This is a genomic window from Synechococcus lacustris Maggiore-St4-Slac (genome assembly GCF_024345595.1).
GTDB lineage: Bacteria > Cyanobacteriota > Cyanobacteriia > PCC-6307 > Cyanobiaceae > Synechococcus_D > Synechococcus_D lacustris.
In genome coordinates, this window is the sequence record NZ_JAGQBK010000006.1 from 49387 (window position 1) to 73250 (window position 23864).

Below are 23864 nucleotides of genomic sequence, written 5' to 3' on the forward strand. Positions count from 1 at the left end.
CCTGCTGAAGCGCTGCCGTGCCCCCTTGGTTGCGTTGGCTTGCCATGGTGCTCCCCTTTGCCCTTTGGGGTACGGCGATGGCGGCGATGAAACCCCTGCTAGAGGAGCTTTCCCCCCTGCAACTGGCCTGGTTGCGGATGCTGCCAGCTGGCTTGGTGATCCTGCTTGCCGCTCAACTATTGGGGCGTCCGTTAGGGATAGATAAACGCGATCGTGGCTGGTTTTTAGTTTTTGCCCTAGTGGATGGCTCCCTATTTCAGGGCCTATTGGCGGAGGGGTTGCAACAAATAGGGGCGGGGCTTGGTTCGGTGTTGATCGATTCCCAGCCCCTAATGGTGGCTCTCCTGGCTCGTTTTTTTCTAGCCGAATTGATCAATCCAGTGGGTTGGATGGGCCTTTTGCTCGGTTTTGGCGGCATCCTTTGCCTCGGCTTGCCGGCTGGGGTGCTGCAGCATTGGTTGCTTGAAGGGCCGCCGGTGCTTGGCTTGGCCTTGCCCCAACGGGGGGAGTTGCTGATGTTGTTGGCCGCAGCCGCCATGGCCGTGGGCACGTTGCTTTGCCGTTGGGCCTGTCGCCACAGCGATCCATTGGCAGTAACCGGTTGGCATCTCCTCTTTGGCGGCCTACCGCTACTGGCCATGAGCCTGGTTAACACCCCCAGAACTTTTCCCCAGCTAAGCCTTTCCGAATGGGGTTTGATGGCCTATGCCAGCCTGCTTGGTAGTGCCTTGGCCTACGGCTTGTTTTTTTGGTTTGCCAACCAAGGCGACCTCACCGGCTTTACCTCCCTCACGTTTTTAACCCCTGTTTTTGCCTTGGCCAGCAGTGTGTTTTGGCTGGATGAAAATTTGCGTTTATTGCAGTGGCTAGGTGTGGCCCTGGCGCTTAGTTCAGTGCTTTTAATTAATCGACGCAGGGATATTTGGCAGCCGCAGCAGGAGCTAATTCAATGAAAATTTTGATTATCAGCACCCCCATGGGCCCCCTGGGCAAGGGCTTGGGTGGTGGCGTGGAGCTAACTCTTTTGGCCGTGTTGAAGGGGTTAAAAGCTCGCGGCCATCAAATGGCCTTGGTGGCCGCCAGCGGCAGTGAATTAGAGGCTGGTTTGCTGGATCAGCTCTGGCTGGAGCCCGGTGTCCCCCAGGCCAGTTGGCAACACCAACCGCGCCAAGCAGCCGTGCAAATACCAGCCAATTCACTGTTAGCTCGTTTTTGGGATCGGGCCCTTCAGGAACAGGATCGTTTTGATCTGCTGCTCAACCTTGCCTACGACTGGCTACCCCTTTGGCTCACCCCCCATTGCCGCACACCGCTTTTCCATTTGGTGAGCATGGGCAGTGTGGGCGAGGCGATGGACCAGCTGATTGCCGCAACGGCCGCCCGCTTTCCCAAAAGAATTGCTTTTCACACGGCAGCCCAAGCCGCGGATTTCGACCTACCAGCTGCCCCCCAACTGATGGCAAATGGGTTTGATTTCAGCCAATACCAATTTCAAGCAACGCCGCAAAAGCTGTTGGGTTGGGCCGGCAGAATTGCCCCTGAAAAAGGTTTGGAGGATGCCGCCCAGGTTGCCCAGCAATGGGGGTGGCCCCTGGCGGTGTGGGGTTTAAAGGAGGATCACGCCTACGCAGAGGCGGTGGAAGCAAGTGTGCCTGAGGGCACTCTGCAGTGGAGAGGTTTTCTGAACACCGCCCAGTTCCAAGCAGAGCTGGGCCACTGCGCCGTTTTGTTAAACACCCCAAAGTGGAATGAAGCCTTTGGCAATGTGGTGGTGGAGGCCATGGCCTGCGGTGTGCCAGTGCTGGCCTATCGCCGCGGCGGGCCAGCTGAATTGATTGACCCAGGCATCAGCGGTGCTTTGGTGGAGCCCGATTGCATCAAAGCCCTTGTTGAGTGGTTGCCCCAGGTGTTGGCTTTAGATCGCCAGGCATGCAGGGCAAAGGCAAAAGAGCGCTTCAGCCTCGAGGCATTTGCCTTGCGCTTGGAGAATTGGTTAACACAACCCCAGTAAATTGAATTCTTAGATCCCCGCTTGGATTCAATTAACAATCAGCCTGTTGATTCCGCCAATGAAGGCATCTTGGTTTGTGGCCTTGGGGCCCTTGGCCAGGCATGCCTTAGCAGCCTCATGGCTTTCAACTTGCCGATTCGCTGCCTTGATCGCAAATCACCCAAGTGGACTGATCTGGCCCTGGGGAGGGCATTGGCAGAGGTCACATTTATCGGAGATATGCGCAACCCCGAATCACTGCTCGAAGCAGGGGTTGCCACGGCAAGGGCTGTTTTACTGCTCAGCCAAGACAGTGGCGTGAACCTGGAAGCTGCTTTGCAGGTGCGGTTGCTTAACCCAAAAGCCCAACTGGTGGTGCGTTCAAGCAAAGGCAGCAGCGGCCTTGAAAATCAATTGCAAGCCCGCCTGCCTGGGTTGGTGATCGTTGATCCCCAACTGCTTACCGCTGGGGTATTCGCCAATGCCTTGAGGCCCGATGGCACAGAGGCGGCATTTGATGTGGAGGGGGAGTTGTTTGTGGTGCGCAGCATTGTGCAGCAGCAGGCCGCCAGTCGTGATCTATTTGATCAATTGGGTCGTATGCAGCGGTTGGTGCAGTGGTTCCCCGCCGGTGAAGCGCCCGCGGGCCCGGCAGCAAGTGGTTGGTGGAACCTTGATACCAAACCAGCAGCTGGCGATCGTTTGCTGTGGTTGGAACTGGCCAGCACCCTAAAAACTCGCCCCCGCTACCGCCATAAACGTTTAAGCATTTGGTGGGCCCAATTACGTTTGCTTTGGGAGGGGGTGTGTGATGCCTTGTTGCGTTTACAGCAACGCCGTAATTCATTGCTTGCTTGGGGGTTAATAAGCCTGTTGCTGTTGTTATTAATCGGTAGCTTTTTATTTGGTGCTGGTTCCCCTTTGCGGGGACTAATGCTTACGCTCGCCTTGCTCAAGGGTGAATATCTTGATGCATTTAGCTTCATTATTAATGGAGCTAATTCTGAATTAACACCAGCCCATTTCCCCCTTGCAGCATTGGCTTTGATCTATGCCCTTGGCGGCACACTGCTAACGGCTTGGCTGGTGGCTTTGATATTGGATCGTTTGCTGGCGGCCCGAATTGGCAGCCAGGAACCAAAACCACTCGCTGCAGCTACGCCCTATGTGTTGCTGCTTGATGGCGGTTTACTTGCAACCCGGCTAAGGCAACAACTGCGTTTGCAGAAATTTCAAGTGGTGCAAGTGCAGAGCACAGGGGTGGAAGAAAAATTCCAGGCTGAGGCCTATGAAAGTTTAGATCGGGCTTTAAAAGCCCTGCGCCATTGCCATTGCCAAGCGGTGGGTGTTCTCTCCGACGACCTAATGGCAAATCTGAGTGTTGCCCTTGAGTTGCAACGGAAATGGCCAGATGTGCGCCTTGCTGTGCGATCCCATTCCCTGTCTCAATCCAGCAATTTCAATGCCCTATTCGAGGGCATGCAGGTGATCAACCCCCTTGAAGTGGCAGCTGATGCGGTGGTGGCAACCGCCCTAGGCGAACGGGTTCGGGGGGTGTTGCGATTGGCGGAGGAGAATATATTGATAATCGATTACAAAATAACTTCAAGCGACACACTCAATGGCCTAAGCCTTGGCACGGTGGCCGGTGGCTATGGGCTTATCCCATTGGTGCTGATCGGTTATGGGGCAATCAAACCAATCGCTTTGCCAAATCCGGAGCGGATCTTGCAGCCAGGTGATCGTTTGGTGGTTTTGGCGGGTTTAAACGCCCTGCGCCAAGTAGAAGCAGGACAATTGAAAAAACGTTGTTGGATGTTGGAAATCAGAGGAATGCGCCCAAATGCCCCAATTTTTGATATTCAAGTGGCCTTAGCCCGTTATTTAGGTGCATCCCCGGGTGAAATGGCGGCCTATCTCGATTGTAAATTGGCTCCCCAGTTAACACCCTCCATCTATCAGGTGCCTGGACGTTTATTAGAGCAGGCCCTTAAAAGATTAGGCGTTAATTGTGAATTAGTGCCTGCAAACCATTGCGATTCATAGGCTTGCATGTTTAAACCCTTGCAACAATCCCACCGGCTCGCCTGGCTGCTGGGTTTAACCATTGCCCTGGGGGCCTTGCTATTTCTTTGGCGCTTAGGTGCCGTTGGCCAATTGGATGAAACCCCTGCCCTATTTGCGGCGGCAGGGCGAGCCATGGCCGACAGCGGCGATTGGCTTACCCCTCGGGTAAATGGCCATCCCCGCTTTGATAAGCCAGTTTTGATCTATTGGTTAATTGGTGGCCTAAGCCTCTTGCCCCGCCATTGGGATCCCCTTGGCAGCATGGCGGCAAATCTGCCATCGGCCCTTTCGATGCTGGCCCTGATGGCTGCATTGGCGGCAACGGTTTTTAAACAGGAGCCCCGGGCTGGCTTCGCCAAGGCGCTCACGGCAGCCCTTGCCTTTGGCCTTTCGCCGTTGGTGCTGCTTTGGGGACGGGTTTCCGTTAGTGACCCCCTGCTCACTGCCTGTCTTGGCATTGCAATGCTCGGTTTTTGGCGGGCCTATGGGGCTGAATCAAGGCAATGGCCATGGGGCAGCTGGTTTTTTTTGGGGCTTGCGATCCTCAGCAAGGGTCCAGTGGCCTTGGTTTTAGCCGGCGCAAGCCTCCTGTTGTTTGGCCTTTGGCAGCGGGATTTGGGCCGGTTGCTGAGGGCATTAGCTCCTGGCCGGGGCTTGCTACTTAGTTTTGGCATTTCCGCTCCCTGGTATCTGCTGGAGCTATGGCGGGAGGGAAAACCATTCCTAGACAGTTTTTTTGGTTACCACAACCTGCAGCGTTTTAGTGAAGTGGTGAATCACCACTCAGGCCCCTGGTGGTTTTTTGGGGTGGTTTTGGTGATTGCCAGTTTGCCCGCCACCCCCATGCTTTTGCTTGGTTTTGGCCATGAACTTGCGATGGCAGCAAAAACTGTTGCCCCGCCAAACAGCTTGCCCCGTTTTGCAGCTTGTTGGTTGTTGGCGGTGCTGCTGATTTTCAGCATTTCGGCTACGAAGTTGGCCAGCTACCTGCTGCCTGGGATCCCGGCAATGGCCCTTTTAATTGCCCTGGCCAGGACCCCTGAAGGGCTGCTTAGCCGTGCCCGCTGGTGTTCCATTGCAATCGCAGCATTGATGGGAATTGGCTTTTTACTTGCCCCCCTTTGGGTGCCCGCTATCAACGATCCGGAAATGCCTGGCCTTTCCTCCCAACTATTGGCAATAGGTGCGGTGCAGCGCAGTGGGTTTTGTTTTCTGGTTGCAGCCCTGGTGGGCGGCTTAAGCCAAAGGAATTATTTTTTTAATTTCCCTTGGCTGCTGGGTTTTCAATTGCCCCTTGTGGTTTGGCCATTGTTTGGTTTGGTGCCAACGGCAGAACTAATTGATCAAATTCGGCAACGGCCTGTGCGGGTAATTGCGGCGGCGGTGCAAAAACAAATGCGTTCTGGCGAAGTATTAGCGATGGTGGGTATAAACAAACCATCGCTGCACTACTACACAAAACAAGTGGTGATCTATGAAGGGCGCCCAGCTTCAGGCCTGCGCAATTTGGGGGAGCGATTGCAGTTAGAAGAAGAAAAACAAACAAAGCAAGCTGCCTCTTTATTGCTGGTGATCGATAAAACCACCGCGAGCCAATCCTTTTGGCAGCTGGTGCCCCGTTCGGTGCTGGCTAGCCAGGGCGTTTATCAGCTCTGGAGGGTGCAACGCTCGGCTCTGCAGCAGCAGGCTGGCCGATTGGCGGCCGCCGGGGTGCCATCCACCTGGCAGTTGCCCAACCCAGAGCGCTACTAACCAGCTATGAATGGGCAGTTCGTGAACAATTGCGTGACGGTTGCAACGGATTTGAGCAATACCAATTTCAGCAATAAAGACCTGGCAAGGGCTGGTTTGCTGGAAGCGGCCTGGCGCCACCGCTTGATGGAGCAGGCGGTAGTGGAAATCCCAACTCCAAACCCAGAATCAACCCAGCAGGCTCTAGGGGGCTTGTGCCAGCAGATCCAAATCCAAAACCAAGAGCAATTGCAGGCGTTTTTGCAGTTGCAGGGCCTTAGCAGCGGCGAATTTGAGGCCATGGCCCAGTTGCCATTGCGCTGGCAGCAGTGGTGTGAGCAGCAGTATTCAGCAACGGTTGAGCATGAATTTTTGCGCCGCAAGGCTGAATTTGACGAAGTTACCTATTCGTTACTGCGCTTGCGTGATGGCGAATTAGCAGCGGAATTGCACCAGCAATTGCAGGAGCAGGAGGTGGCCTTTGAAGATCTTGCCGCCCAATACTCAGAGGGTCCGGAACAACGCAGTGGCGGCAAAATTGGCCCAGTGCCGCTTTCCACTCCCCACCCAGCCCTCAGCAAGTTGCTTGAGATAAGCCAAGTGGGTCAGTTATGGCCCCCAAAGCAGTTGGAGGGTTGGTGGATCATTGTGCGGCTGGAAGGGCGAAAAGGTGCCCAGCTAGACGAAGCACTCCAGCGCCGTTTGATCCTTGAACAGGGAGACGACTGGCTGCGAAATGAAGTTAAAAATGCTATTGCTACCCATAATGAGGCAGTGAATTGAAGGCCAGCTGAGCCCAGATGTCGATTACAGCTGCCCTTGATCTGCTGGCTTCCACAAAGCCATTTAGTTTTTTAAGCCCGGTTGAGCAGGCCCAGGCTGCTCAAGCCCTCAAGCCCTTGGTGTTGAGGCCGGGTTCCCGTTTGCATGGTTTTGATGAGTTACCACCAGGGATCTTGATTCTTGTGGAGGGGCAGCTGCGGCTGCTGGCCCAGGATCAAAGGGGTGAAACCTTCACCTTGGAATTGCTTACGCCTGGGGCCATCGCCGGTTGGCTGCCCCTATTGCGGGGAGATTCCGGCCAAGTATTGGCGGCGTCGGTGGTTTCAAAAGGCTGGTTGCTGCCGGCGGCGCAATTTCTTGAATTGGTTAATCGCCATCAGGAATTGCTGGAGTTTTTTAAAGACGGCGGCCTGCCTGAGCGCTATGCCGTGCTGAGTGGATCCAAAGTTGCCGATCTACCCAGGGGTCGTGCCCTGCGCGATTGGGCAGCAAAGGCAGATGCCTCCCCAGCGCTTACTTTGCTTGGTGCCCAGGAGGCTGTGCCCGAAGGCAACTGGCTCTTGAGCACAGGTTGCCTGCCAAACCATGAGGTGGGTGAGAACATTCCCGCTGGTTTAGTGCTTGCTCGGCAAGGAAGATTGCCGGTGCGTTTAATTCCAAGGCCTGAACCATGGCCACCTCAAATTGGTGTGGCTGGCTCCGCTCAGTCAACAATCGCAGGTCAATTGAATCCTGAGCAAGTTGCTGTGGATGTTGATGTGCACGTGGAGGTTTTAGAGCCGGAATGGATTGAAGGCAGTGAGCTGGTGCCCCAACTCAATCAAATGGAGGCCCTGCAGGATTGGTATGGCCGCATTGGCGACGACGGCAGCTTCCCCCATATTTCCGGACAGGGGGAATTGGAGGAACCATTTGCGGTATTGCGCATGTTGTCGCGCAGTTTTGATCTTCCTTTTAGGAGGGATGTAATTCGCAGGATTTTGGCCGATCAATTACAGCGAGCTGAAGGCAAGGGCCTTGGTTTGATGCAATTAGCAGCCGTTGCTGATCTGTTGGGGTTAAGGGCCTCGATGTTGGAAGTGCCGCTTAAATCCGTGAACCGCATTCCCTTGCCAGCCATTGCCCTGGAGGCTGGCCATCCAGTGGTTATCTGGCAGGCCGATGCCAATGGCTTCTTGCTGGGCGATCCCCGCAGCGGCCAAAGAAAACTGCCGGAAGCTGAATTCAGCCAATTGCTAGATGAGAAGGGCAATTTGCCAATCCTCTCCCTTGAGCGGGCTAACACCACACCAAAAGAAAGATTTGGCTTGAGTTGGTTCCTGCCGGCAATTAAACAACATCGAGGCATCTTAATTCAGGTTTTAGTTGCCAGTTTCTTTGTGCAACTTTTTGCTTTGTTGAATCCACTTTTGATTCAACAAATTATTGATGCTGTGATATCTCAGGGTAATTTAAAAAGCTTAAATGTTTTAGGTTCGCTGCTGGTGGCAATGGCGGTTGCTGAGGCGATCTTGGGTTCATTGCGCACCTATTTATTTAGCGACACCACCAATCGCATCGATATATCTTTGGGGTCAACCATTATTGATCATCTGCTGAGGTTGCCACTCAGTTATTTTGCCAAGCGGCCCGTGGGTGAAGTTTCCAGCCGGGTGAATGAATTGGAAAGGATACGCAGATTCCTTACCGGCACTGCACTTACGGTTGTGTTGGATTCGGTTTTTTCAGTTATTTATATAGCAGTTATGTTGCTATATAGCCCAATCCTCACTGTTTGGGCCCTTGGGGTTATCCCGTTTTTCATTGGTTTAACCGCAGCTGCGGCCCCCGTAATTCGCAAACAATTGCGGGAACAAGCTGAATCCAATGCCCAAGTTCAGAGCCATTTGGTTGAAACCCTTGGCGGCATGGAAACAGTTAAGGGTCAAGGCATGGAATTACATAGTCGCTGGCGTTGGCAGCAGCTCTATGGCGGCCAGATCGCTGCGGGTTTTCGCAACACAATCACCAGCACTGCAGCTGGTTCTGCCTCCCACTTTTTAGAACAGTTATCAGGCTTGCTGGTGTTGTGGGTTGGTGCAGGTTTGGTATTGCAAGGCAAGCTAACTTTGGGGCAATTAATTGCATTTAGAATTTTATCTGGCTACGTAACAAGCCCCTTGCTCAGGCTGGCTACGCTTTGGCAAAATTTTCAAGAAACAGCCCTTTCGCTGGAGCGGCTTTCCGATATTGTTGACCATCCCCAGGAGATTGAAATCGCCGGGGAAAATCTCCCACCGCTGCCGCCAATCAGCGGTGCCATCAGCTATGAAAGGGTCAATTTCCGCTTTGCCAGCAGCGGCCAGCTGCAGCTATTAAACATAGATTTTGATATTCCAGCCGGCGCTTTTGTTGGCATTGTTGGCAGCAGTGGATCTGGGAAAAGTACACTGCTTAAGTTATTAACGCGTCTCTACGATCCCCTGGAGGGAACCATTCGCCTTGATGGCAATGATATCTCCAAGGTTGATTTATATTCCCTGCGCCGCCAGATAGGTGTGGTACCACAAGACAGTTTGCTTTTTGATGGCACCGTTCAGGAAAATATCGCCTTAACAAGGCCCGATGCTGATTTTGAAGAGATCGTTAATGCTGCAAAAGTAGCCTGCGCCCATGAATTTATTCAACAGCTTCCAGCTGGATATAGCAGTTCCGTGGGCGAAAGGGGCTCCGGGCTTTCCGGCGGCCAAAGGCAGCGTTTAGCGATAGCGCGCATGATTCTTAAACAACCCCGATTGCTTGTGCTAGATGAGGCAACCAGTGCTTTGGATGTTGATACGGAGCAACAATTAACCCGTAATTTAAGCGAAGCTTACCGCGGACGTACGGTGCTGTTTATTACCCATCGCCTGGGCAATTTGCGCCATGCTGATCATATTTTAGTTCTCCATAATGGAGCCCTGGTGGAACAGGGCCCCCATGGGGACTTAATGGCCCTTGGTGGCCGATATGCCACCTTATTCCGCCAGCAGGAGGCTGCCTTGGTATGAGCAATTTAGTTCGTCGCGATCCCTCTGATCTTCAGGAAATAAGGCTTCGGCCCTCGCCCCGCTGGAGCAAGGCGGTTGTGTGGGCTTTGATCGGCACAGCTAGTTTTGCCTTTTTGTTTGCCCTGCTGGCAAAAATTGATGAGGTGGTGGTAGCCCAGGGCGACCTTGAACCGGCCGGCGCTGTTAAGCCGATCAAGGCTGTTCAAAGTGCTGTGGTTGAGGAGATTTTTGTGAAGGAGGGGCAGGTTGTTGAACCAGGGCAGCCCCTAATTCGCTTTGATACTGATAAATCACAGGCCCAAAAAAGCAATGTAACTAGGCAGCTATTAATCGAGCAACAACGGATTTCGGAGCAGGCAAATGCCAGTAGGGCCCGCTTGGAAAACCTGCAGGCAAAACGTCAAAGTTTAATTGCAAAACGTGATAGCGAGAAGCTGTCTTTAGTTAATCAGGAGGATATTTTACGGCGCCTAGATTATTTAACTAAGCAGGGGGGGATGGGTTTAGTTCAGTATATGCAAGAGAAGGACAAGGGCCAGCAAATGCGCTCTCAGATTGCTCAAACAGAAGCTGCAATTCGGCAAACTGATGCTGAATTAGATGAGGTGAGCTCCGATTTACTTAAGCAGCGCAAGGAAAGCGATCGTCAACTATCCGATCTGGAAAGGCAAAGGGTTGAAGTTAAGGAGCAACTCCAAACCGAATTGCTAAAATCGCCTGTGCGCGGCCAAGTGTTCGACCTCACACCCACCAGTAAAGGTTATGCAGTAGCCCCTAATGAGCCGCTTCTGAAGATTGTTCCCCTTGATAAATTGCAGGCTAAAGTTTATGTTACCAGTAAAGATATTGGTTTCGTTAAAGTTGGCCAATTCTCCGAAGTGAGGCTTGATTCCTATCCGTTCACTGAATTTGGCTCGATCAAGGGTCGTGTTAAGCGCATATCTACTGATTCGTTGCCGCCAGATGAACAGAATCCGCAACCTCGTTTTCCTGTTCTAATTAAGCTTGACCAACAAAAGTTAGAAAAAAATGGTCGTTCCTATGCCCTTAAATCAGGCGAAACCCTAAGCGCGAATTTAGTGCTGAGGGAAAAGCGTGTTATTACCCTGCTCACCGATGTGATCGACCGCGCCTTTGATGCCCTGAAGCCAATCAGATCACCAACAACTTAATTGCTTTAGTTGTTTTAAATATTTATTTGTTCGTTTTGCCTCAGGCATAGGGAGCAGCAACCCCAGCGCTTTATTTCACCGGCGGGTGTTGGGATCTCGCAACGGGGGCAGGCAGCAATGCCGTGCACATCAACGCGGCTCGGGTGATTAGCCCAACTGGCGGCACTATCACCACTTGCTAAATCAGCCAGGGGACTTTGCACCCTCTGCTCTAGTTCGAGCCGTTGCAACGGAAAGCCCGCCCCCCGCAGGGCACCTAGTAATTGGTGTTTGGCATATCTCAGCGCCAGTAACCAATGGGCTTGCTCTACGCCAATCCAAAGCACCGAACCTTGTATCCGTAGTGGCCTGCAGTGGGCGGCCAGTTCAGCCCCTGCAATTTGCGGCCATGCCTGCCAAAGGGCTGCCATGGGTGCCTGGCCATGCCAGTTTGCTTCTAGTTCCTTAAGGCAATTAGCAAGGGCCTTTGCTGGCTGGGGCCGGGGTGGTTGTAGGTAATTAGGCATCAGAAAAGGCTAGGGTCGTTGTGTTGCTGCCGATGTGCTGCCCCCATGGGCTTCTTCGACCGTTTAAGCCGTTTGCTTCGCTCCAATCTCAATGATTTGGTGGGCCGAGCCGAGGATCCAGCCAAAATTCTTGATCAATCCGTTGCCGATATGCAATCGGATTTGATCAAATTACGCCAGGCGGTGGCTTCGGCCATCGCTAGCCAAAAGCGGATTGAAAACCAAGCCCAGCAGGCTGAAAGCCAAGCTAAAACCTGGTATGAAAGAGCAACTCTCGCCCTTAAGAAAGGGGAAGAGGAGCTTGCTAAAGAAGCGCTGAGCCGCCGTAAAACCTATCAAGAAACCGCAACTGCCCTAAACAGCCAACTTTCCACCCAGGCGGGGCAGGTGGAAAATCTAAAAAAGAATTTACTTTCCCTTGAAGGCAAGATCGCCGAGGCGCGCACCAAAAAAGACATGCTTAAGGCCCGGGCCCAAGCAGCCCAGGCCCAAGCCCAGTTGCAGGGGGCTGTGGGTGGTTTAAATACCGATTCGGCCATGGCGGCTTTTGATCGCATGGAAGAAAAAGTGTTGTCTTTAGAGGCCCGCGGCCAGGCGGCGGCAGAATTGGCAGGGGCAGACCTCGATAGTCGTTTTCAAGCCCTGGAAGCCGGCGGTGATGTTGATCAAGAATTGGCGGCCCTCAAGGCAAGCCTTAGCCCCACACCCCTTGCCCTGCCAGACGACAGCAAGAAACCTGAGCTTTTGCCAGCCCAGGCCGCTGAAGTAGACGACGAATTGGAGAAGTTGAAGCGTTCAATCGACAATCTTTAAATATCCTCAGCAACCTTCATCCCTACTTTTTCCATGACTGTTCATCAACTAACTGATGCCAATTTTCAAGCTGAGGTTCTAAATGCCGAATCGCTTGTCTTAGTTGATGTGTGGGCCGCCTGGTGCGGCCCCTGCCGCTTGATGGCTCCATTGATGGAATGGGCAGCAAGCACCTATGGGGAAGGCTTACGGGTTGGAAAACTTGAGGCCGATCCAAACCCAGTTGTTCGCGATCAATTGCAAATAAAAGGTTTACCAACCCTGATCCTTTTTAAAGCTGGTGTTGAACTGGCCCGTTGGGAAGGGGCCATGGCAAAACCCCAGCTGCAGGCTTTTGTGGATGCCCATCTCTGAGCGGCTTAAACGCCTTGGCTCGGGCATTTTTGCCCGCATGGACCAGCGCAAACGTTCCTATGCGGCATCAACTGCAGCCCAGCTGAATCCCCTGCTTGATCTCTCCTTGGGGAGCACTGATCTGCAGCCTCCAAGCCAGGTGCTTTCAGCCATTGCTACCAAATTGCTGGAGCCGGCCAGTGCGGCCTATTGCCTGCAGGCGGGCACCTTGCCCTTTCGTGAAGCGGTAGCCAGTTGGGTGCAGCAGCGCTTTGCGCTGCAGGTGGATCCCCAGCGGGAGGTGCTGCTGCTGGTGGGTTCCCAGGAGGGCACAGCCCATCTACCCCTTGCCTTGGTAAACCCTGGTGATCGCACGTTGTTGCTTGATCCCTGCTACCCAAGCCATCGCGGTGGGATGGTGCTGGCGGGTGCTGAACCTCTGCTGCTGCCCCTGGGCTTAGAGGATGGCTGGCGCCCTTGCTTTGGGCGGCTAGCCAGCAGTGAACTAGAGCAGCTCAAATTAATAATGCTGGGCTACCCCCATAATCCAACGGCCACCACTGGCTGCCAGGGCTGGTTGGATGAAGCGCTGGCCTTAGCAAACCGGCAAGGGGCGGTGCTTGCCCACGACAATCCCTACGTTGATCTTGCCCTTGAAGGGGAAGCGCCTGCCCTATTGCGATCGGAGGGGTGGCGCACAAATGGGATTGAATTTTTTTCCTTCTCAAAAGGCTGGTGCCTTGGCGGCTTTCGCCTCGGTTTTGCCGTTGGGGCCGCCCATTTAATTGAAGCCCTAGGGCAGGTGAAGGCGGTGGTTGATTTCAATCAGTCGCTGGCCTTACAGGCGGGTGCCACGGTTGCGTTAACGCAACTAGCCAGCTGGCCGCAGCAGCTAAGGCCTATTTATAAGGAGAGGCGTGATGCCATGGCAGCTGCCCTGGCCGCAGGCGGTTGGCGGGTGCCTCCAGCTTCAATGGCCCTTTATTTATGGCTGCCACTGCCCGAAAGCTTGAGAAGCCTTGGCAGTGAAGCTGCCTGCGCTTGGTTGCTTGAACGCAGTGGGGTGGCGCTCACCCCAGGCGTTGGTTTTGGTGCTGGCGGTGAGGGCTGGGTGCGGCTTGCTCTGGTGGCGGAAACAAACCAGTTGTTGGTGGCGGCCAAGCGGCTAAATGCAGCCCTGTTGGGGTGCTGAATTGAGTGGATTATTGGCGGCAGGCTGTGGCGGTCGATTGCTGCGTAGAACGCGTGATCTTGATTTGCGCATGGCCTGGCGGCTGCGGGTGCTGCCGGTTTGTGCCAGCACGGAACCCCTCTTAAGCCACTGGTTGGCGGCGCAACCGCTTTTGCCCATAGCGGTGGTTTCAAAAAAGCAGCGCTTTGGTCGGGGCACGGCCCAACGCCATTGGCAATCACCCGCTGGTGGCCTTTGGTTAAGTGCTGCAATCCCTTGGGGCGGAGAGCCACCAGCGGCGGATCGCTTGCCATTGTTGATGGCAGCTGCCCTAATGGCGGAATTAGAACCCCTTGGCCTAGGGGCAGAACTGCATCTAAAACCACCCAATGATTTGATGGTGGGGCAGCAAAAATTAGCGGGAGTGCTCACCTCTGTGGTGTGGCGTGGCGGGCAGGTGCGCCACGTGCGCTTTGGCATTGGCCTCAATGGGCGCCATTCAATCCGTCCTCCGGGCATCACCCTTGAACAATTGCTTGGTAGCCGCTGCCCCCCCTGGCCTAAATTGGTGCACATAGGTTTAAGAGCACTGGAAAGGTTGGCTCTGAATTAACGCAATCACCCTCAACCTGATTACACACCTGAAATGTACAAACTATTTATGTTGCCCTTGCTGCTTCCGCTGTTGGCTCAAATGTTGCCAGCGGAAGAACCACCTTTGATATTTGATAAATCACTGCAGGAGTTGGAGCGGGAGGGGGCAATCACCATCAAGGAAAGCCAGCAGTTGCGCCAGGGGGATTATCCCCAACGCAGTGCACCGGGGCAGCGAGATGTGCCAAACCTAGAAAAGTTATGTAGTTCCGGAGTGATGAGCCAAAGGGAATGCGCCCGAGCCAAGGGAGTTGCATTCGTTGCTAAAAATAAAAATGCAAAATTTGGCGGCCCAGATGGTTTGCCACTTGCACCATTGAGTGTTCCGGTTTCTGCTCTTTTAGTGGGGGGCGAGGGAAGTTTTTCCCTTAGCCAAGTGTTTAGGATTACGCCGAGGCCAGCACCTCTGCTTGGAAATGGCAATCGCAGTTTGATATTTCCTTTGATCGGTAGTGCTGTAACCAGCAGTGATTTTGGCTGGCGGATGCACCCGATTTTAGGAAGCATGATTCTCCATGCCGGCAAGGATTTAGCTGCTCCAGAAGGAACGCCGGTGGTGGCTGCCCTGGCTGGCAAAGTTGTTAGTGCAGGTCTTGCAGGTGGCTATGGAATTGCGGTGGAATTAGAACACCGCAATCCCCAGCGCCGCACCCTCTACGGCCACCTGTCGGAATTGTTTGTGCAATCCGGTGAACAGGTGCGCCAGGGTGAAGTAATCGGTAGGGTTGGCAGCACAGGTCTTAGTACTGGTCCCCATTTGCACTTTGAATTGCGCCGCCCCGACGCCGGGGGTTGGGTGGCGGTTGATCCCGGCAGCCTTTCCCCCAGTGGTGCATTAAGCAGCAAACAAGATTTACTTACGGGATTATTTGATCAATTGCTAAAGGGCCTAGAGCGCAAAACTTAGGATAGTGAACTTAAACAATTTGTAGATCGCTCAAGTTGCCACTATAACCAGTTATTTCAATCACCATATCGTTGTTGGCTTGGAATCCGGCTCTGTTGTCGTTAAGAGCAAGAAAAGTTCGGGTGCCACTACCTGAACCTAAGCTAAAGCTAGCGGCAAGGTTTGCGCCAAAGCTTCTGCTATTTAGAACTTGGCCAAGATCGCCTGCGTTTAAACTGCGAACAGAGCCAAAATTGCGAACAGAACTATTTGCAACTAAGCCATCAATTTGATCAACGCCAATTTCTAGATCGGTGATTCGATCAAAGCCCGTCAGCAAGGAGTCGCCTCGGCCAAAGCTAAATGTGTCGTTGCCTGCACCACCGGTTAGCTTATCGCTTCCGGATAAACCGCTAATTAAATCGTTACCAGCGCCGCCAGAAAGGTCGTTTTCAGCATTGCTACCGGTAATAATATCAGCATTTTCGGAGCCGCGAACATTTTGAAAATGTTCCACAGTGAGGCTGGCGCTACCGATTCCGGGTAAATTATTTATCGTTAGCAAGTTGTTGGCTAGATTTACATTTAATGAGGCTGTGGTGCCAGTGGAGCCGTCTATTGTGTTAATTCTGTTGGGATTGGCTTTAATTACTTCAATATCAAAATTTGATATTATATCCGTACCTAGGCCTCCTGATTTAGCCATAACTCCGCCGCGGGAAAAAGTGAGATCTGCATTCACTCTTGAGTAATCAATGATGTCTGCGCCAGCGCCGCCACTGAGGCTATCGCTACCTGCTGAGGCAAACATTAAATCGTCACCAGCTCCTGAGCTGTAGGTATTGCTATTTGCATCACCAAGCATTACATCGGCGTTATCTGTGCCGGTTAGATTGATTGCTGGGATTGGCCTGTTGGGTGCTGGGCGTGATTGAGTTGTTTGTTGGCGTGCCATGGTGAATTGCTTGAGGGCATAATCAAATTATTTGGCGCATTGCTTTTAGCCTTTGATTAATAGCTCAAGTTTTTGTGATCTTGATCACAGGCTCAGCTGTTTGGCCCTGTGCCTGCAATTTGAAGTACGAGTTGGCTCTCTGCTTTAAGGGCCATCCTTTCAATTTCACTAATCGGCCCCTCTAGCCAGCGGGCCACATCCAGCATTTGTTTAATACCCATGGGTTGGGCTAGGGCGCCGCCCACGGTTGTTGGGATTTCGGCGCAAGCCTCCAGCCAAAGGGTCCAATCACTGCCATCATCACTGGAAGGAATTTCAAGCGTTACTTGCAGCCTCTCACTGGGATCCAGAAGGGTTGCACTAAGGCGGTTTCCACCACTACAGCGAAATAGCACTTGCCATCCGCCCCGTTCAAACAAGGTGGCGGCCTGGTCGCGTAATAGCTGAACACCAGTGAAAGATTGGTTTTCTGGAGCGCTCAACATTTTTATGTGGGCAACTGGCAAGCTTCTAAGTGGTATTGGGCACGATCGATGGTGATTAGCAGCACCTGCTAACAAGTTGGCTTTAGTTGACGATGTGGCCATCGCGGAATAGCAACACCCGTTGGGCGCGTTGGGCCACATCTTGTTCGTGGGTAACCAGTAAAACGGTCATGCCTTCTTGATTTAGTTGATCAAAGATGGCTAAAACCTCCCGGGTGGTGTCTGAATCAAGGGCGCCTGTGGGTTCATCCGCCAGCAACAGCGCTGGCCGGTTGATTATTGCTCGGGCAATGGCCACCCGTTGTTGTTGGCCACCACTGAGTTGATTTGGTTTATTTTTTAAGCGTTCACCAAGTCCCACCCGTTGCAGCGCTGCAGCAGCACGCTCCTTGCGCTCCGCCACAGGAACATTGGCGTAGATCATGGGCAATTCAACATTTTCAAGGGCGCTCATGTTTGAGAGCAAATGAAATTGTTGAAAAACAAAACCCAGATGGCGATTCCTTAAGGTGGCGAGTTCATCGTCGCTGAGTTTATTAACCTCTTGACCCTGCAACCAATAGCTGCCGCTGCTGGGGCGATCAAGGCAGCCAAGAATATTCATGGCGGTGCTCTTGCCTGATCCGGATGTACCCATTACGGCGAGATAATCGCCTTTGAAAACCTTGAGATTTAGTTCGTTAACGGCGCGTACCTCAGTGGCTCCCGCTCCATAAATTTTGCTTATATTAATTAGTTCAGCCACGGCCCCAGGGCTGGGATTGATAGCCATGCTGATTAACCGGTGGGCAGGCGGCCGCTAGCAGCAATAACTTCTTTGAGTAGTGGTGTGCCTTCCACCGCTTGATTTGCCCAAACAAATAGTGGATTTGATAACACTCCTCCCACTGCGGTAACGAGTAAACACACCACAAGGGCGGTGCGCAGTGGTTGCAAACCAGGTAATTTCCAGGTGGGTTCTGGATAGGATTTCACCACATCGGATGCCTCTTGCGGTTCTTTAACAACCATCATCTTGATAACTGAGATGTAGTAGTAGATTGAAATTACTGAAGTAACTAAACCCACCACTACTAATAGATATTGGCCATCGGCCCAGCCGGCAAAGAATAGATATATTTTGCCAAAGAACCCAAGCATTGGTGGTATGCCGCCAAGGGATAGCAGGCAGAGGCTCAAGCCAAGGGTGATTAGGGGATCTTTTTGATATAAACCGGCGTAGTCTGAAATGCGATCACTGCCGGTGCGTAGGGAGAAAAGAATGATGCAGGCAAAGGCGCCAAGGTTCATAAATAGATAGGCGGCCATATATAAAACCATCGCCGAGAATCCCTCCTCGGTGCCACAAACCAAGCCAATCATCACAAAACCAGCCTGGCCAATTGAGCTGTAGGCAAGCATTCTTTTCATTGATGTTTGAGCAAGGGCAACCACGTTGCCAAGGGTCATGCTCAACACAGCCAACACGGTAAATAGCAGCTGCCACTGGGCCTCAAAGCTGCCAAAACAACCCACCAGCAAGCGCAATGCCAAAGCAAAACCTGCCGCTTTTGAACCCACGGAAAGAAAAGCAACCACAGGGGTTGGCGATCCTTCATAAACATCAGGGGTCCATTGGTGAAAGGGCACCGCTGAAATCTTGAATGCCACTGTTGCAAGAACAAAAACTAAGGCCAGGGCCGTTAAGGGCGTGGCGCTGCTCTGCAGGGCAATGGTGATACCAGCCAAATTTGTGGAGCCGCCACTCACGCCATAAAGCAGTGAGGTGCCGTAGAGAAATACGGCCGCGGCAGCTGAACCAACAAGCAGATATTTAAGTGCTGCTTCTGAACTGCGGGCATCGCGCTTCATGTAGCCCGCTAATAGATAACTCGACACTGAAAGTGTTTCTAAAGCAACAAAAATGCTCACCAGATCGGTGGCTCCACAGAGCAGCATTGCCCCAACGGTGGCAGCCAAAAGAATGCTGGCGTATTCCCCCACCGGTGTGCCGCTGCGTTCCACATAACGCCAACTAATCAATAGCGATAACAGGGTGGAAGTTGCCACCACTGCCCTGAAGGCAACCGAGAGGTTGTCGCTGATGAAAGATGCAAAAAATGCCGGTGCAGCCGGTTGATTCCACTGCAGGGCAAGTAAGCCCAAACAGAGGCCGAGGCCGATGTAGCAAAAAGGTGGCACGAATCTTGCCGCTGCCTTTTCCCCTGCTAAATCCGCCAAAAGGCAGGCCAGCAGGGTGACTAGGAGTGCTGCTTCGGGCGCAATTGCCCCAGCATTTAACGACTGGGCCAGGGTTTCCATTGCAGTTGGGTCGGCGCCGTCCTAAGCCGGATGGTAGCCCTGTCCATCGGACTGGTCCCGGTCCACCATGGACTGCGGATCTAACCTGCGGTTTCGGTCCTGTTCTTTACCTGCCCCGGCAGCCTGTGTCCCACACCCTTGTCATCGTTGAGAGCCCCACCAAGGCCCGCACGATTCGCGGTTTTTTGCCGCGCACCTTTCGGGTGGAGGCATCCATGGGGCACGTGCGTGATCTGCCCAATAACGCCAGTGAAATCCCAGCCAGCCACAAGGGGGAAAAGTGGGCAAACCTGGGGGTGAATACCAGTGAAAACTTTGCGCCCCTCTATGTGGTGCCGAAGGATAAAAAGAAAGTTGTTAAGGAGTTAAAAGACGCCCTCAAGGGGGCAGATCAGCTGCTGCTGGCCACAGACGAAGACCGCGAGGGGGAATCGATCAGTTGGCACCTGCTGCAGCTCCTTGATCCGAAGGTGCCCGTTAAGCGGATGGTGTTTCACGAGATCACCGAAGACGCGATTAAGCGCGCCCTTAACGACACCCGTGAGCTCAACATGGAGCTGGTGCATGCCCAGGAAACCAGGCGCATTCTTGATCGCTTGGTGGGTTACACAGTTTCACCATTGCTTTGGAAAAAGGTTGCCTGGGGCCTATCCGCAGGGCGGGTGCAGTCGGTGGCGGTGCGCTTGCTGGTGCAACGGGAACGGGCCCGCAGGGCATTCCACAGCGGCAGCTATTGGGATTTAAAGGCCCAGTTGGAGCAGGGAGGTGTGAAGTTCGAGGCAAAGCTGAACCAGCTGGCCGGCGAACGCATTGCCACCGGTGCTGATTTCGATGAAAACACCGGTGCCATCAAGGCCGGCACCAAGGTGCGATTGCTCACTGAAAGCGACGCCCAGGGCCTGCTCAAAGCGATTGCTTCCGAGGTTTGGCGGGTGGCTGAGGTGGAGGAAAAACCCACCCTGCGCAAGCCGGCCCCACCATTCACCACCAGCACCCTGCAGCAGGAGGCAAACCGCAAGTTGCGCCTTTCGGCCCGCGAAACAATGCGTACGGCCCAGGGGCTCTATGAGCGCGGTTTTATCACCTACATGCGCACCGATTCGGTGCAATTGAGTGATCAGGCGATCACAGCGGCCCGGGCCTGTGTGGAGGAGAAATACGGGGCGGACCACCTCAGCCCCCAGCCGCGCCAATATTCCACCAAAAGCAGAAATGCCCAGGAGGCCCACGAGGCAATCAGGCCAGCGGGTTCAAGCTTTCGCACCCCGGCTGAAGCGGGTTTAAATGGCCTTGATCTCTCCCTCTATGAACTGATCTGGAAGCGCACGGTGGCCTGCCAGATGGCGGATGCCCGGCTCACGATGGTGAGTGCCCAAATCGATGTGGCAAATGCTCGTTTTAGGGCCGGCGGCAAGCGCATTGATTTCGCTGGTTTTTTCCGGGCTTACGTGGAAGGCAGCGACGACCCTGATGCCGCCCTTGAGGGCCAGGAAGTGCTGTTGCCACCCCTGGTGGCCGGTGATAAGCCCAGCTGTAATTCCTGTGAAGCCCTGGGTCACCAAACCCAGCCGCCGGCGCGTTTTAGCGAAGCGGCCTTGGTTAAAACCCTGGAAAAGGAAGGGATCGGCCGGCCCTCCACCTATGCCTCGATCATTGGCACGATTTGCGATCGCGGCTACGCAAATTTGCAGAACAATTCCCTCACCCCAAGCTTTACCGCTTTTGCCGTAACGGCCCTGCTGGAGGAGCACTTCCCCGATCTGGTGGATCCTGGGTTCACAGCGCGGATGGAGAACACCCTCGATGAAATCTCGAACGGTTCAGCCCAGTGGCTGCCATACCTCGACCAGTTTTTCCGCGGTGAGAAAGGCTTAGAGCAACAGGTGGCCCAGCGGGAGGGTGATATCGATCCCACCACCTCACGCACGATTGAATTAGAGGGGCTGCCCTGTGTGGTGCGCATCGGCCGCTTTGGCGCCTACCTAGAGGCAAAACGTCCGGGGGAAAATGGCGAGGAGGAATTGATCAAGGCCACCCTGCCCTTGGATCTAACCCCCGCTGATTTAGATGCCGATCACGCTGAATTGCTGCTTAAGCAAAAGGCAGATGGCCCGGAAAGCCTTGGCATTGATCCGAGCACCGGTGAAGCCGTTTATTTGTTGTTTGGTCAATACGGCCCCTATGTGCAAAGGGGGCAAGCCAGTGAGGAAATTCCAAAACCAAAGCGGGCTTCCCTGCCAAAGGGCACCAAACCTGAGGATCTAAGCCTTGAGATTGCCTGCGGACTGCTGCAACTGCCGAGGCTGCTGGGGGAGCACCCCGATGGGGGCAAGGTGCAGGCGGGCTTGGGGCGCTTTGGCTCCTATGTGGTGCACGACAAAGGCAAAGGCGAAAAGGATTACCGCTCCTTAAAAGCAGAAGATGATGTGCTGCTCGTGCAACTTGAGCGGGCGATGGAGTTGCTCTCCGTTCCCAAAAAAGGTCGCGGTGGCCGCACTGCCCTAAAAGATTTGGGCACTCCTGAGGGCTCAGAGGAAACAATCCAGCTATTTGATGGCCCCTATGGGCTTTATGTGAAGCAGGGCAAGGTGAATGCCTCCTTGCCTGAGGGCACCACGGCGGAAAGCATCACCTTGGAGCAGGCGCTTGAACTATTGGCGGCCAAGGCTGCCACTAAGAAATCCACAGCAAAAGCGAGCAGAGCAACCAAAACAGCCAAAACACCTAAAGCTGCTAAAGCACCGAAATCCACCACCACAACAGCCAGCAAACCCAAAGCCACAAGTCGCACTACCGGCACCAAGGCTGGGCGACCCCGGGCCAGTGCGGTGCGGATTATTAGGGCGGCCGATAGCTGATGGCTTGGTTGCGGTTGGCCGCCATGGCAGTGCTGTTTGCTTTGGCGGCGTGCAGCAATACCCCAATTGGAGAGCAATTGGGCAATAGTTTTGGCCCCACTCCAGCCACAACAAAAACAACAACTCAACCCGTTGCTGTTGCTCCAAAACCAGTAATTAAGCCAGAACCACAAAAACCAGAAATACCAAAACCAGTTCCGCAAGCGGTGGAACCGATTCAACAAAAACCAGAACCGGCAGAACAGCAAAAGCCGGTGCCCTACCGGGTGCTTTTGCGGTTACCCGCCACCGACCCCGCCGCCCCTGCAGAGGCTTTAACCCGCGCCCTGAGGGCTGCCAATTTGCCCTTTGAAGTGGAAACAATCGAAAGGGTGAGGCAGGGCGATGGCCGTTGATCAGCGGCGGCGGGAGGCGAGGCGCCTAACTGAAACGGCCTATATGGCAGCCAGCACCGGTTTGCTATGGGTTGCCATTTATTACCTGCCCATTGGTGATGCCATTTTTCGATTGGCAATCCCTTTGCCTTTAGCCCTATTGCAATTGCGCCAGGGGGGGCGCGCAGCCCTTCAGGGCGTAGCGGTGTCGGTGTTGCTATTGACGGTGTTGATGGGTCCGGTGCGGGGGCCAATGATGCTTTTCCCCTATGGCGCCCTAGCGCTTTGGTTGGGTTGGTGTTGGTGTAGGCGGATTAGTTGGTGGTTTTCGATTGGTATTGGTTTGTTAATCGGCACTGGCGGCCTGTTGGTGAGGGTGGCGGTGTTGTCGCTACTGCTGGGCGAAAATCTTTGGGTGGTGATCACCAGCGCAGCGGCTGGATTGCTGGAGAATTTGGCGGAACGGTTGCAATTGCTGGGGGCGCCGGATCTGCAGCAGGTGGAATTGTTAGCCCTTGGCCTTTTGCTCTTGCAAAACCTCATCTACCTGCTGGCATTGCATGCGGTTGCCCATTGGGTATTCCCGCGGCTCAAGCAGGAACTACCGGCCCCCCCTGCCCTGCTACGCCCCCTGTTGGCCCTTGACCCTCTCTAGCTGGCGCAGCTCAGCCTCAAGCGCCCTAGGGGCAGGGGAAGCCCAGGTGATCCTGGTGCTTGCTGCTACGGCCACCGCTGAGGTGCCTGGCATCTCAGCGGCCGGTGCCACACCAGCCAGCAGGCAATTCACCGCTGCAGCTGATGCAGAGCTGCTGCTGATGGGTCCAGCGGCCAAGTGTCCCCATGGCCTGCCACCCCTGATGGCGGGGGTGAGCCCTGCTTTGATCAGTTGGTGTGTGCTGGAGCACCTAGGCCTGCCTGCTCTGGTGGTGGATGCCGGCTGCGCCGTTGCCCCTGGGATTCCCCACATCCGGCTTGGCGGTAGCCCAGCCCGTTGCCTGAGCAGTGGCAGGGCGATGGAAGATGCCGCGGTGATGCAACTCCATCGGCAGGGCCAAAGGCTTGGCTATCGCTGGGCCCAATGCCATCCGCAGGGTTTGTTGGTGCTTGCTGAATGCGTGCCTGGGGGCACCAGCACCGCAGAGGCTGTGCTCAGCGGATTAGGCCTTGATGTGGCTGGTTTGGTGAGCGGCAGCATGCCCAAACCGCCCCATCAATTGCGGGCCGCTTTGGTGCAGCGGGGGATTGCGGCAGCGATCGCCCGTGGCTGTGAGCTGGGGCAGCCATTGGCGGTGTTAGCGGCCCTGGGGGATCCATTCCAGGCCTTTTCGCTTGGGCTGCTGGAGGGAATTGCCCAGGTGCCTGGCAGTGAAGCGCAGCTGTTGCTGGCGGGTGGAAGCCAAATGGCGGCCGTTTTGGCCCTTGCGCTGGCAAGGGCAGCGCTGCCCTTGCGCCAAGTGATGGCCCAGCGGTTTGCTGTTGTTACCACTGCTTGGGTGATGCAAGAGGCCTGCAGTGAATTAGCTGAGTTACTGATTCGGGTGGGTGCCAGCTATGGGGTGGAGCCTTTGCTCAGCCATGCCAATTTGCATTTTGATAAATGCAAACAGCAAGCCCTGCGGGACTATGAGCTGGGATTTGTTAAGGAGGGGGTGGGGGCCGGTGGTCTCAGTTGGTTGTGGGAATTGGCCGGTTTTAGCCCCCAGGCCCTTGCAGCTGCCTGCGATCAGGCCTGCGCTGAACTCCTATACCGGTAGGG

General features: G+C 54.2%; 21 protein-coding genes. 16 read left to right on the forward strand and 5 right to left on the reverse strand.

Annotated elements, in window-relative coordinates; genetic code table 11:
- The first annotated feature begins 17 nt into the window (after positions 1 to 17).
- Genes KBY68_RS06300 through KBY68_RS06330 form a run of 7 tightly spaced genes read left to right on the forward strand, consistent with a single transcriptional unit; the run spans position 18 to position 10772 of the window.
- Entirely contained in the window at positions 18 to 953 is a 936-nt protein-coding gene (locus KBY68_RS06300; protein ID WP_255096357.1) for a DMT family transporter, read from the forward strand.
- A complete protein-coding gene (locus KBY68_RS06305; RefSeq protein WP_255096358.1) occupies positions 950 to 2011 on the forward strand; it encodes a glycosyltransferase in 1062 nt (353 codons plus the stop codon). The genes KBY68_RS06300 and KBY68_RS06305 overlap by 4 nt, the downstream gene beginning before the upstream one ends.
- Before the next feature lie 21 nt (positions 2012 to 2032).
- Positions 2033 to 4036, forward strand: coding sequence for an NAD-binding protein (locus KBY68_RS06310; protein WP_255096359.1), 2004 nt, complete (start codon positions 2033 to 2035; stop codon positions 4034 to 4036).
- 6 nt (positions 4037 to 4042) lie between these two features.
- Complete coding sequence (locus KBY68_RS06315) at positions 4043 to 5809, forward strand: ArnT family glycosyltransferase (RefSeq protein WP_255096360.1); 1767 nt, start codon at positions 4043 to 4045, stop codon at positions 5807 to 5809.
- A gap of 33 nt (positions 5810 to 5842) precedes the next feature.
- Positions 5843 to 6571 (forward strand): peptidylprolyl isomerase, encoded by a 729-nt coding sequence (locus KBY68_RS06320; RefSeq protein WP_255096361.1) that lies wholly within the window; start codon positions 5843 to 5845, stop codon positions 6569 to 6571.
- Between the two features lie 17 nt (positions 6572 to 6588).
- On the forward strand, positions 6589 to 9600 hold the full coding sequence (locus tag KBY68_RS06325; protein ID WP_255096362.1) for a peptidase domain-containing ABC transporter: 3012 nt from the start codon (positions 6589 to 6591) through the stop codon (positions 9598 to 9600).
- Complete coding sequence (locus tag KBY68_RS06330) at positions 9597 to 10772, forward strand: beta-barrel domain-containing protein (RefSeq protein WP_255096363.1); 1176 nt, start codon at positions 9597 to 9599, stop codon at positions 10770 to 10772. Before KBY68_RS06325 ends, KBY68_RS06330 begins: the two co-directional genes overlap by 4 nt.
- A gap of 14 nt (positions 10773 to 10786) precedes the next feature.
- On the opposite strand, the gene KBY68_RS06335 is transcribed toward KBY68_RS06330, so the two are convergent.
- On the reverse strand, positions 10787 to 11278 hold the full coding sequence (locus KBY68_RS06335) for a DciA family protein (protein WP_255096365.1): 492 nt from the start codon (positions 11276 to 11278) through the stop codon (positions 10787 to 10789).
- A 45-nt stretch (positions 11279 to 11323) separates the two neighbouring features.
- Here KBY68_RS06335 and KBY68_RS06340 point away from each other — a divergent pair, with 45 nt between their 5' ends.
- The 5 genes from KBY68_RS06340 to KBY68_RS06360 are packed head-to-tail and all read left to right on the forward strand — an operon-like array spanning position 11324 to position 15156.
- Positions 11324 to 12091: a PspA/IM30 family protein gene (locus tag KBY68_RS06340; protein ID WP_106499894.1), complete on the forward strand. Its 768-nt coding sequence runs from the start codon at positions 11324 to 11326 to the stop codon at positions 12089 to 12091.
- Positions 12092 to 12124: 33 nt separating this feature from the next.
- A complete protein-coding gene (locus KBY68_RS06345) occupies positions 12125 to 12445 on the forward strand; it encodes a thioredoxin family protein (RefSeq protein ID WP_255096367.1) in 321 nt (106 codons plus the stop codon).
- Positions 12432 to 13616, forward strand: coding sequence for an aminotransferase class I/II-fold pyridoxal phosphate-dependent enzyme (locus KBY68_RS06350; protein ID WP_255096368.1), 1185 nt, complete (start codon positions 12432 to 12434; stop codon positions 13614 to 13616). Before KBY68_RS06345 ends, KBY68_RS06350 begins: the two co-directional genes overlap by 14 nt.
- Positions 13594 to 14208: a biotin--[acetyl-CoA-carboxylase] ligase gene (locus tag KBY68_RS06355; RefSeq protein WP_255096369.1), complete on the forward strand. Its 615-nt coding sequence runs from the start codon at positions 13594 to 13596 to the stop codon at positions 14206 to 14208. The genes KBY68_RS06350 and KBY68_RS06355 overlap by 23 nt, the downstream gene beginning before the upstream one ends.
- Positions 14209 to 14256: 48 nt before the next feature.
- Positions 14257 to 15156, forward strand: a complete 900-nt coding sequence (locus tag KBY68_RS06360; RefSeq protein WP_255096370.1) for a M23 family metallopeptidase — start codon at positions 14257 to 14259, stop codon at positions 15154 to 15156.
- A gap of 10 nt (positions 15157 to 15166) precedes the next feature.
- Here the strand turns inward: KBY68_RS06360 and KBY68_RS06365 are convergent, their stop codons facing one another.
- The 4 genes from KBY68_RS06365 to KBY68_RS06380 form a co-directional block, all read right to left on the reverse strand.
- A complete protein-coding gene (locus KBY68_RS06365) occupies positions 15167 to 16090 on the reverse strand; it encodes a bluetail domain-containing putative surface protein (RefSeq protein WP_255096371.1) in 924 nt (307 codons plus the stop codon).
- A gap of 92 nt (positions 16091 to 16182) precedes the next feature.
- Complete coding sequence (locus KBY68_RS06370; RefSeq protein ID WP_106499888.1) at positions 16183 to 16575, reverse strand: hypothetical protein; 393 nt, start codon at positions 16573 to 16575, stop codon at positions 16183 to 16185.
- Between the two features lie 82 nt (positions 16576 to 16657).
- Entirely contained in the window at positions 16658 to 17347 is a 690-nt protein-coding gene (locus KBY68_RS06375; RefSeq protein ID WP_255096372.1) for an ABC transporter ATP-binding protein, read from the reverse strand.
- Between the two features lie 5 nt (positions 17348 to 17352).
- Positions 17353 to 18876 (reverse strand): NAD(P)H-quinone oxidoreductase subunit N, encoded by a 1524-nt coding sequence (locus KBY68_RS06380; RefSeq protein WP_255096373.1) that lies wholly within the window; start codon positions 18874 to 18876, stop codon positions 17353 to 17355.
- Between the two features lie 125 nt (positions 18877 to 19001).
- On the opposite strand from KBY68_RS06380, the gene topA reads away from it, so the two are divergent.
- The 4 genes from topA to cobT are packed head-to-tail and all read left to right on the forward strand — an operon-like array spanning position 19002 to position 23862.
- On the forward strand, positions 19002 to 21734 hold the full coding sequence (topA, locus tag KBY68_RS06385; RefSeq protein ID WP_255096374.1) for a type I DNA topoisomerase: 2733 nt from the start codon (positions 19002 to 19004) through the stop codon (positions 21732 to 21734).
- Positions 21734 to 22129, forward strand: coding sequence for a hypothetical protein (locus KBY68_RS06390; RefSeq protein WP_106499884.1), 396 nt, complete (start codon positions 21734 to 21736; stop codon positions 22127 to 22129). The genes topA and KBY68_RS06390 overlap by 1 nt, the downstream gene beginning before the upstream one ends.
- On the forward strand, positions 22119 to 22763 hold the full coding sequence (locus tag KBY68_RS06395) for a DUF2232 domain-containing protein (RefSeq protein ID WP_106499883.1): 645 nt from the start codon (positions 22119 to 22121) through the stop codon (positions 22761 to 22763). Before KBY68_RS06390 ends, KBY68_RS06395 begins: the two co-directional genes overlap by 11 nt.
- Positions 22750 to 23862, forward strand: coding sequence for a nicotinate mononucleotide-dependent phosphoribosyltransferase CobT (gene cobT / locus KBY68_RS06400; RefSeq protein ID WP_255096376.1), 1113 nt, complete (start codon positions 22750 to 22752; stop codon positions 23860 to 23862). Before KBY68_RS06395 ends, cobT begins: the two co-directional genes overlap by 14 nt.
- The last annotated feature ends 2 nt before the right edge of the window (positions 23863 to 23864 follow it).